8 protein-coding genes are annotated in these 8,834 nt (G+C 70.7%); 6 read left to right on the top strand and 2 right to left on the bottom strand.

Translation table 11 applies throughout. The annotated features are described in order from the left end of the window. The 4 genes from Q1N79_RS24760 to Q1N79_RS24745 form a co-directional block, all read left to right on the top strand. A partial coding sequence (locus Q1N79_RS24760; protein WP_300612941.1) for a pyridoxal phosphate-dependent aminotransferase occupies positions 1–1,005 on the top strand: 1,005 nt, incomplete at its 5' end. A gap of 322 nt (positions 1,006–1,327) precedes the next feature. Continuing rightward, entirely contained in the window at positions 1,328–3,919 is a 2,592-nt protein-coding gene (locus tag Q1N79_RS24755; protein ID WP_300612939.1) for a nitrate- and nitrite sensing domain-containing protein, read from the top strand. Beyond that, positions 3,916–4,338: a roadblock/LC7 domain-containing protein gene (locus Q1N79_RS24750; protein ID WP_300612937.1), complete on the top strand. Its 423-nt coding sequence runs from the start codon at positions 3,916–3,918 to the stop codon at positions 4,336–4,338. The genes Q1N79_RS24755 and Q1N79_RS24750 overlap by 4 nt, the downstream gene beginning before the upstream one ends. A 261-nt stretch (positions 4,339–4,599) precedes the next feature. Further along, positions 4,600–5,814, top strand: a complete 1,215-nt coding sequence (locus Q1N79_RS24745; RefSeq protein WP_300612935.1) for an NAD-dependent epimerase/dehydratase family protein — start codon at positions 4,600–4,602, stop codon at positions 5,812–5,814. A 16-nt stretch (positions 5,815–5,830) separates the two neighbouring features. Here the strand turns inward: Q1N79_RS24745 and hppD are convergent, their stop codons facing one another. Beyond that, a complete protein-coding gene (gene hppD / locus Q1N79_RS24740) occupies positions 5,831–6,991 on the bottom strand; it encodes a 4-hydroxyphenylpyruvate dioxygenase (RefSeq protein WP_300612933.1) in 1,161 nt (386 codons plus the stop codon). A 147-nt stretch (positions 6,992–7,138) separates the two neighbouring features. On the opposite strand from hppD, the gene Q1N79_RS24735 reads away from it, so the two are divergent. Then, a complete protein-coding gene (locus Q1N79_RS24735) occupies positions 7,139–7,636 on the top strand; it encodes an Lrp/AsnC family transcriptional regulator (protein ID WP_300612931.1) in 498 nt (165 codons plus the stop codon). 177 nt (positions 7,637–7,813) lie between these two features. Here the strand turns inward: Q1N79_RS24735 and Q1N79_RS24730 are convergent, their stop codons facing one another. After that, positions 7,814–8,152: a MarR family winged helix-turn-helix transcriptional regulator gene (locus Q1N79_RS24730; protein WP_300612943.1), complete on the bottom strand. Its 339-nt coding sequence runs from the start codon at positions 8,150–8,152 to the stop codon at positions 7,814–7,816. Positions 8,153–8,295: 143 nt separating this feature from the next. On the opposite strand from Q1N79_RS24730, the gene Q1N79_RS24725 reads away from it, so the two are divergent. After that, on the top strand, positions 8,296–8,697 hold the full coding sequence (locus Q1N79_RS24725; protein ID WP_300612929.1) for a nitroreductase/quinone reductase family protein: 402 nt from the start codon (positions 8,296–8,298) through the stop codon (positions 8,695–8,697). Positions 8,698–8,834 lie beyond the last annotated feature (137 nt).

Here is an 8,834-nt window from a genome sequence, read left to right as displayed (position 1 = left end):
GCGGTCGAGGCGCTGCGCGCGGGCCATACGCACTACGTGCCCGCGCCCGGCATCCCGGCGCTGCGCGAGGCCGTGGCCGCGTTCCTCGAGCGGACCGGGCGCATGCGGGTCAGCCCGGACCGCGTCGTCGTGACCCCGGGCGCCAAGCCGATCATGTTCTTCACCATCCTCGCGCTCGCCGGGCCCGGCGACGAGGTGCTCTACCCCGACCCGGGCTTCCCGATGTACGAGTCGATCACCGCGTTCGCGGGTGCGACGCCCGTACCCGTGCCGCTGCGCGCGGGCAACGGCTTCCTGATCGACACCGGCGAACTCGAACGCCTGGTCAGCCCGCGCACCAGGCTGCTCATCATCAACTCGCCGCACAACCCCTGCGGCAGCGCGCTGACCCGGCAGGACTGCGCGGCCATCGCGGAGATCGCGCAGCGGCACGACATAGCCGTGCTCTCCGATGAGGTTTACTGGGCCATCAGGTACGGCCCTGGGCACGCCAGCGTGCTCGACGTCGACGGGATGGCCGACCGGACCATCCTGCTCGACGGCTGGTCGAAGACGTACGCGATGACCGGCTGGCGGCTCGGCTTCGGCGTCTTCCCGCCCGCGCTCGTCGAGCCGGTGACGCGCCTGGCCATCAACTCCGTGTCGTGCACGTCGGCGTTCAGCCAGTACGCGGCGATCGCCGCGCTCGACGGGCCGCAGGACGGGGTCCGCGACATGGTCGCCACGTTCCGCCGCCGCCGGGACATCATCGTCGCCGGGCTGAACGACATCCCCGGCATCAGCTGCGTGCAGCCGCAGGGCGCGTTCTACGCCTTCCCCGACATAACGGGAACCGGGCTGACGGCCGCGCGACTGCAGGGCAGGCTGCTTGACGAGGCCGGCGTGGCGACGCTGTCGGGCAGCTCGTTCGGCGCGCACGGCGAAGGCTTCCTGCGGCTGTCCTACGCGAACTCGGCGCAGAACATCGCCGCGGCCCTGGACGCCATCAAGTCGGCGGTGACCTGACCGCACACGCCCGCCCGTGAAATGCACATTCCGGCACGGGGAACTAAACGGGGTAAATCGTAATTTTGCCCTATGGCCGGAAAGCATCGGCTTACACTGTGCAACTAGTCACATTCGCGTGCCGAACGAGGTTGTCCACTTGCGCCTCGTTCGTCTCATGTCGATATCTATATTTTTCGAAAAAAGACATGGACAGGCGAGGGCGTAAGCCATGAAAAGGCCAGAAGTACCAGCTGGCGCGAGGCCAGCTGGCCATGCCGCTATGCGGCGTGCATCGATTCGCCCCTCGAGAGTTTCGGCGCTCTCCCTGCGCAACTGGCCGGTGTCACGGCGGCTCGTCGCGGTCATCGTGCTGGCTCTTGTCATGGGCCTGGTCTTCGGCGGCCTGCGGGTAGCCAACGCCGCCAACACCGCGGCCGGCTTCGCCAGGACAGACAAGCTCGCCGTCCTCGGCCAGCAGGTCACCGCGCTGGCCCAGGCGATGGAGAACGAGCGCGACGTGACCGCCGGATACGACGCCGCCGCGGGCAACGACACCGGAGGTGGCGTCGCCGCGCCGTGCGCGCCGGGCGTGACGATGACCAAGAGCGTCGCCCCGTACTGCACCGCGATGCTGCAGGCGCAGGCGGCTACGAACGCGGCTGCCGCTCCGGTGGCCACCCTGGCCAGCCAGATCGGCGGCGCGTTCCCGGCGATCACCCAGACCAAGGCGCAGAACGTCGTCCAGATCGCCACGAGCCTCGGCGCGCTGCGCTCCCAGGCCCTGCAGGGGACGTCGCTATCGAGCATCCAGGCTTACACGGCTGAAGTAGACGACCTGTTCGACCTCAATGACGAGATCACCAGCGGCAGCGGTGACCCGGTGCTCGCCGACGAGGTGCGCACGCTCGATGCCCTCTCCAGGGCCAAGGACGAGCTCTCCCAGCAGCGCGGGATCCTGTACGCCGCGCTCATCGACGGCAGCTTCACCGGCGGTGCCCAGCAAGCGCTGCTGATCGCGGGCTCGCTGGAGAGCGCCGACCTGCTGAGCTTCGACTCCTCGGCCACGAACGACGAGATCAACGCCTACCTCGCCACCGTCAACGGGGCGCAGGTGGACACCTCCCAGCTGGTCGACAACTACCTCGCGGTCCTCGGCGGGAGCAACCTCGGCCAGGAGACCACCAGACTCGGCCCCCTCGGCCCCTCCGTCGGCGGGTCGGCGTCGCAGACGTGGTACACCGCCATGAGCGGGTACATCAGCAAGATGCGGGCGCTTGAGCAGCAGCTGGCCGGCACGATCGTCGCCCGCAGCCAGATGCTCGAGCAGGGGGCGCGGAACTCCGAGATCCTCGCCGCCGGGGTGACCGGCGGGGTCCTGCTCCTGGTGCTGATCGCCACCCTCATCGTCGCCCGGTCCCTGGTCGAGCCGCTGCGCAGGCTGCAGGCGGACGCGCTCGAGGTCGCCACCGTGCGGCTGCCCGAGCGGGTCGCGGAGCTCAGCGAGACCACGGACCCCCAGGCGAGCCTGCAGGTCGAGCCGATCAGCGTGAACTCCACCGACGAGATCGGCAAGGTCGCCCGCGCCTTCGACCAGGTGCACCGCGAGGCCGTGCGGCTCGCGGGCAACGAGGCGCTGCTGCGCGGCAACCTCAACGCCATGTTCATCAGCCTGTCCCGGCGCAGCGTGCCGCTGATCGAGCGGCTGGCGCGCATGATCGACTCCCTGGAACAGAACGAGGACGATCCCGACCGGCTGTCCAACCTGTTCGCCATGGACCACCTGGTCACCCGCATGCGGCGGAACTCAGAAAACCTCCTCGTGCTGGCCGGGGAAGAGCCCGTGCGCAAGTGGAGCGAGCCGGTGCCGCTCGCCGACGTGGCCCGGGCGGCGACATCGGAGATCGAGCAGTACAGCAGGGTCATGCTCAACATCCAGCCCGGCATCGCGGTGTCCGGGCAGGCGGCCGCCGACGTCGTGCACCTGCTCGCGGAGATCGTCGAGAACGCCACGATGTTCTCGCCTCGGGATACCCCTGTGCACGTGTCCGGCCAGGAGCTGACCAGCGGCGGCGTGCTGCTCGAGGTGCGCGACAGCGGGGTTGGCGTCTCGCCGTCCAGGCTGGCGGAGATGAACTGGCGGCTTGACAATCCGCCGCTGATCGACGTGTCGGTGTCCAGGCACATGGGCCTGTTCGCCGTGTCGCGGCTCGCCGCCAGGCACGGGGTGCGGGTCCGGCTGCGGCCCGCGCTGCCGCAGGGGCTGTCGGCCCTGGTCTGGCTGCCGGGCAACCTCACCGGCCGGGAAGCGATCCGCTACGGCGACCGGGCGGCGCAGCTGGCGGCACAGGCCGCGGCCGCCCAGCCGAGAATGGGCAACCGGCGGCTGACCGGCCGGCACCGCTTCGGGCTGCGCGCGGGCGAGGACGAGCTGGCCGGCACCGCGCCGCTGGCGGTGTCGGCAGGCGGGCCGGTGTCGAACTGGTTCCGCCCCAAGCGGCCCTCCCCCGTGAACGGGCAGAACGGCGGCAGCGCCGTCGAGGTCATGAGCAGCGCGTCCGGCGTGGACACCTGGTCTGACGGCGGCTGGCGGATCGCGGACATGAACGGCGGCTGGCGGAGCGCGGACGCGATGGGCGCGCCGGTGCACGGCGAGAACACGGGGGCGGGCCTGCCGACGCGGATACCCAAGGCGAACCTCTTCCCTGGTTCGGTGGGCGGCAGGCAGGCGTCGGGCAACGGGGGCACGGGCCAGTTCCCGGTCTTCAGCGAGCCGGCGCCAGGTTACGACACGGAACCGCCGACGGTGAGCTACCCGCCGGCACCGCCGCGGCGGTCGGCCGAACAGGCGCGCAGCCGCCTCAGCGGGTTCCAGCTCGGCAGCCGCGACGCCGCGGGCCGCACACCGCGCGCAGGAGAGGAAGCAAGTCGTTGACTCAACCGCACCGCCAGGACCTGAACTGGCTAGTCACCGAATTCACCACGCGGGTCGAGGACGTCGCGCACGCGATCGTGGTATCCGCCGACGGCGTGCCGCTCGCGCTGTCGTCGGGCATCCCGGCCGATGCCGTGCAGCAGCTCGCGGCGATCACCTCAGGGCTGACCAGCCTGATGCAGGGGGCGGCGCGGGTGTTCGAGGGCGGTGCCGCGACCCAGGCGCTGGTCGAGATGGACGGCGGGCTGATGTTCGTCAAGTCGATCAGCGACGGCTCCAGCCTGGCCCTGCTGACCTCGCCGGAGTGCGATACGCGCCAGATCTCGTACGAGATGACGCTGCTTGTCGAGGCGGTCGGCGAACTGCTCACCCCGGCGGTCCGCATCGAGCGGTTAGTCATGCGCCAAAGGTTTTCGTGATGATCGTCACGGCCGGCCCGGGTGCGGCGCCGAGCGGCCGGCGGAGCCGGTAGCATAAACAGCCGCTATGGGACAAAGGTGCCGAACCGCCGCGACCAGCCGTCGCGGCGGCTACATCGGGCTAAACTCCCAGGCAGAAGCAAGCGTCGGACAGGCCAACGACCGCCCGGTTCCGGCTCCGCCGGGGCTTTCCTGGCGGACATCCTCCTGGAGAGGTAAAGTCACGGCGCAGGATTCGCTGCTAACGCGTTGGGAGTCGGAATGCGCGTCCTCGTACTCGGCGGTGATGGGTTCTGTGGCTGGCCGACCTCGCTGTACCTGTCGGACCGTGGCCATGACGTCACCATCTTGGACAACCTGTCCCGCCGGAAGATCGACGTCGACTTGGAGGTCGAGTCGCTGACTCCGATCGTGTCGGTCAGCGACCGGATCAAGGCGTGGCGTGAGGTGTCCGGGCGCGAGATCGGGTTCGTCAACGTCGACCTGGCGAACGAGTACGACCGGCTGGCCGCGCTGCTTCGCGAGCTGCGGCCGGACGCGATCGTGCACTTCGCCGAGCAGCGGGCCGCGCCGTATTCGATGCGGTCGGCGAAGACCAAGCGGTACACGGTGGACAACAACGTGCGCGCCACCCACAACCTGCTGACCGCCATCGTGGACACCGGCGTGGAGGCCGCGGTGGTGCACCTGGGCACGATGGGCGTGTACGGGTACGGCTGGTCCGGGTCCGCGCCGATCCCTGAGGGGTACCTGACCGTCAAGGTGCCCACGCCCGACGGGGACCTGGAGCGGGAGATCCTGCACCCGGCCAACCCGGGGTCTGTGTACCACATGACCAAGACCCTGGACCAGCTGCTGTTCGCGTTCTACGCCAAGAACGACGGGCTGCGGATCACCGACCTGCACCAGGGCATCGTCTGGGGCACCCAGACTCCGCAGACGGCGCGGGACGAGCGGCTGATCAACCGGTTCGACTACGACGGCGACTACGGCACGGTGCTGAACCGGTTCCTGATGCAGTCCGCCATCGGCCACCCGCTGACCGTGCACGGCACCGGCGGCCAGACGCGGGCGTTCATCCACATCAAGGACACCGTGCGGTGCATCGAGATCGCGATCGAGAACCCGCCGCAGACGGGCGACAAGCCGCTGGTGCTCAACCAGATGACCGAGACCCATCGCGTGCTCGACCTGGCCAAGCTCGTCTCCGACATCACCGGCGCGGAGATCGCCTACCTGCCGAACCCGCGCCGCGAAGCCGAGGAGAACGACCTGGCCGTGCGCAACGACCAGTTCCTGGCGCTGGGGCTGGAACCGACCACGCTGTCCGAGGGCCTGCTCGGCGAGGTCACCGACATCGCCGGCCGGTACGCGCACCGCGCCGACGTGCGCAAGATCGTCGCCCGCTCGGTCTGGCGGGCCGGCATGGAGACCGCTCCCGACCTGCTGACGGAGCTCCCGGCCAGGGAAGGCTGACGCGACCCCGTCGGGTTTACAGGTTGCCGCGCCGTCCCTGCTCGCGCTCGATGGCCTCGAACAGCGCCTGGAAGTTGCCCTTGCCGAAGCCCAGCGACCCGTGCCGTTCGATGAACTCGAAGAACACCGTGGGCCGGTCGCCGATCGGCTTGGTGAAGATCTGCAGCAGGTAGCCGTCCTCGTCGCGGTCGACGAGGATGCCGCGCGCGCGCAGCTCATCGATCGGCACGCGCACCTGCCCGATCCGTGTCCGCAGGACGGGGTCGGTGTAGTACGAGCCGGGCGTGGAGAGGAACTGCACGCCGCGCGCTGTCAGCCCGTCCACGGTGGCGCAGATGTCCGGGGTGGCCAGCGCCAGGTGCTGCACGCCGGGTCCCTGGTAGAACTCCAGGTACTCGTCGATCTGCGACTTCTTCTTGCCGGCGGCCGGCTCGTTCAGCGGGAACTTCACCCGGTGGTTGCCGTTGGCGACCACCTTGCTCATCAGCGCCGAATACTCCGTGGCGATGTCGTCGCCGATGAATTCGGCCATGTTGGTGAAGCCCATCACCCGGTGGTAGAAGTCGACCCACTCATCCATCCGGCCGAGCTCGACGTTGCCGACCACGTGGTCGAGGGCCGTGAACAGCGGCGCCGCGCTGGCGACCCCGCTGCGGGGCACGTAGCCCGGCAGGTACACGCCGCGGTAGCGGGAGCGGTCCACGAGCGTGTGCACGGTGTCCCCGTAGGCCGCGATCGCCGCCAGCCGCACCGTCCCGTGCTGGTCGGTGACGTCGTGCGGCTCCTGGACGATGCGCGCCCCCGCCGCCCGCGCGTGGGCGACGCACTTGTCCACGTCGGGCACCTGCAGCGCCACGTCGAGCACGCCGTCGCCGTGGGTCCTGTGGTGGTCCGCGAGGGGGCTGGCCGGCGAGGCGGCGCCCTTGACCACGAACCGGACGGCGCCGCTGCGCAGCACGTAGCCGTGGTGGTCCCTGTTCCCTGTCTCGGGCCCGCAGTACGCCTCGAGCCGCATGCCGAGGGCCAGCTGGAAGTACAGCGCCGACTGGGTGGCGTTGCCCGCCGCCCACACGACCGCGTCCCAGCCGGTCACGGGGAACGGGTCGCGGCTGGCGTCGTAGTCGACGATGCCGACCAGGGCGTCCGGGCTCGTGTCGATGCCGAGCGTGGCTGTCATGGGTACCTCCTGTCAGTTCGCCTTCATCAGAACGGACCCTGGCTCCTGTATGCAAGCAGGCCATCCCGTGGTCATCAGATGAGGCATTCTGCGGAGGAAATGCGGTAATAATCTATGCAGATTGCCTAGCTGAGTCCGGAGGTGGCGATGCCGGAGCTCGACGCGCTTGACCTGGCGCTCGTGACGGCGCTGCGCGAGAACCCGCGGGCGGGCGTGCTGCAGCTGTCGCGGATCACCCGGGTCGCGCGGGCCACGGTCCAGGCCCGGCTCGACCGGATGGAGCAGGCCGGCGTGATCACCGGCTACGGCCCGGACGTGGACCTGGCGGCGGCAGGGTTCGGCGTGCTGGCGTTCGTCACCCTGGAGATCACCCAGGGAGCGCTTGACCGGGTGCGGGAAGACCTCGCCGCCATCCCCGGCGTCCTTGAGGCGTACGCGATCACCGGGGTCGGCGACGTGCTGTGCCAGGTGGCCGCCACCTCGCACGCGGACCTGCAGCAGACGCTGCTGCGGATCGACAGCTCGCCGTCGGTCGCCCGGTCCACCAGCGCGATCGCGCTGTCGACGGTCATCAGCCGCCGCGACCTCCCGCTGCTGACCTCCCGGCCTGGCGGCCGGGCGAGCCGCTCCCCCGCGTTCCGCTGACGCGCTTGCCTCCCGGCCGGGCCGCTCCCCCGCGTTCGGTTCGCCCCCGTTCCGCTGGCGCGCCGCCTCGCCGACCACTCCTGTCCCGGCACCCCCGCGCTTTGCCGCTGAGCTGGCGGCCTCATTGGTGGTGGGGGCCCCACCACCAATAGGGTTGGCGAGGCCGGGCCGAGGCGGCTACTGGCGGGGGTTGGCGAGGCCGGGCCAGGGCCGGGTGGCGTGCTCGGCGCCCGCGTTGGCGGCCAGGCGGCCGAGCAGGGCGCTCAGCGTGGCCAGGTCGGCGTCGGGGATGCCGGTGCGCAGCCTGGCGTCGAACGCGATCGCCGCGGCCCGCAGGCGCACGAAGGCCGCCTCGCCCGCGGCGGTCAGCGCGACCACCTGGACCCGGCGGTTGGCGGCGTCCCGGCTGCGGGTGATCAGCCCGCGGGCGTCCATCGCGTTGAGGTGGTGGGTCAGCGTGGCCTCGCGGACGCCCACCGCCTCGGCCAGTTCCCGCTGGTTGCCTGGCTTGCGGATCTTCAGGTTGAGCAGGATGAGCCAGACCGGCAGGGTGCCGCCCGCCTCGCCGGCGCCTCGTCGAACGCGCGCTCGACGGCGCGGGCCGCCTGGTTCAGGCGCAGCCCGATCGGACGGTAAGCCGACAGGGAAGGACCTCGATCATGGCCACCAACGCTGCCGCGATGGCACGCCGGGCGCGGATCATGCGCGCGGTCAACGTGCCCATGCGGGCACTGCTCAGCCTGCCGGTCCCGACGCCGCTCAGCCGCAACCTGATGCTGATCCGCTACACCGGCCGCAAGACGGGGAAGGCGTACCGGCAGCCGGTGAGCTACGTGCGCGACGGCGAGGTGCTGCTCACCCCGGGCGGCGGCCGGTGGACCCGCAACCTGGCCGACGGGCGGCCCGTGCGGATCCGGCTGCGCGACCGCGACGTGACCGCCCGCCCTGAGCTGGTCGGCGACGCCGCGGAGGTGGAGCGGCTGTTCGGCGTGATCGCCACGGGGGAACCCGCGGGCCGCCCGGTTCATCCCGATCCCGCGCCGCCCGGACGGCGGCCTTGACCCCGCTGCCCTCGGCGCCGCGCTGCGGCACGGGTTCCGCATCGTCCGCTGGCACCTGGCGCGGGAGGGGTAAGGCGCGGGAGCCGACCGGGAACCTGCGGGGTAGCGTGGCCGGTATGAGCGATCCGGAGTTTCAT

Origin of the sequence: Trebonia sp. (genome assembly GCF_030042015.1) — a bacterium.
GTDB lineage: Bacteria > Actinomycetota > Actinomycetes > Streptosporangiales > Streptosporangiaceae > Trebonia.
The sequence above is the reverse complement of the archived record's forward strand: the minus strand, read 5'-3'. Positions and strand labels throughout refer to the sequence as shown.

What these genes read in the sequence shown, in the direction of transcription:
- Q1N79_RS24745 (WP_300612935.1), top strand. Translation starts at nt 4,600, where the DNA reads ATGCGCGTCCTCGTACTCGGCGGTGATGGGTTCTGTGGCTGGCCGACC.
- hppD (WP_300612933.1), bottom strand. Translation starts at nt 6,991, where the DNA reads ATGACAGCCACGCTCGGCATCGACACGAGCCCGGACGCCCTGGTCGGC.
- Q1N79_RS24735 (WP_300612931.1), top strand. Translation starts at nt 7,139, where the DNA reads ATGCCGGAGCTCGACGCGCTTGACCTGGCGCTCGTGACGGCGCTGCGC.
- Q1N79_RS24725 (WP_300612929.1), top strand. Translation starts at nt 8,296, where the DNA reads ATGGCCACCAACGCTGCCGCGATGGCACGCCGGGCGCGGATCATGCGC.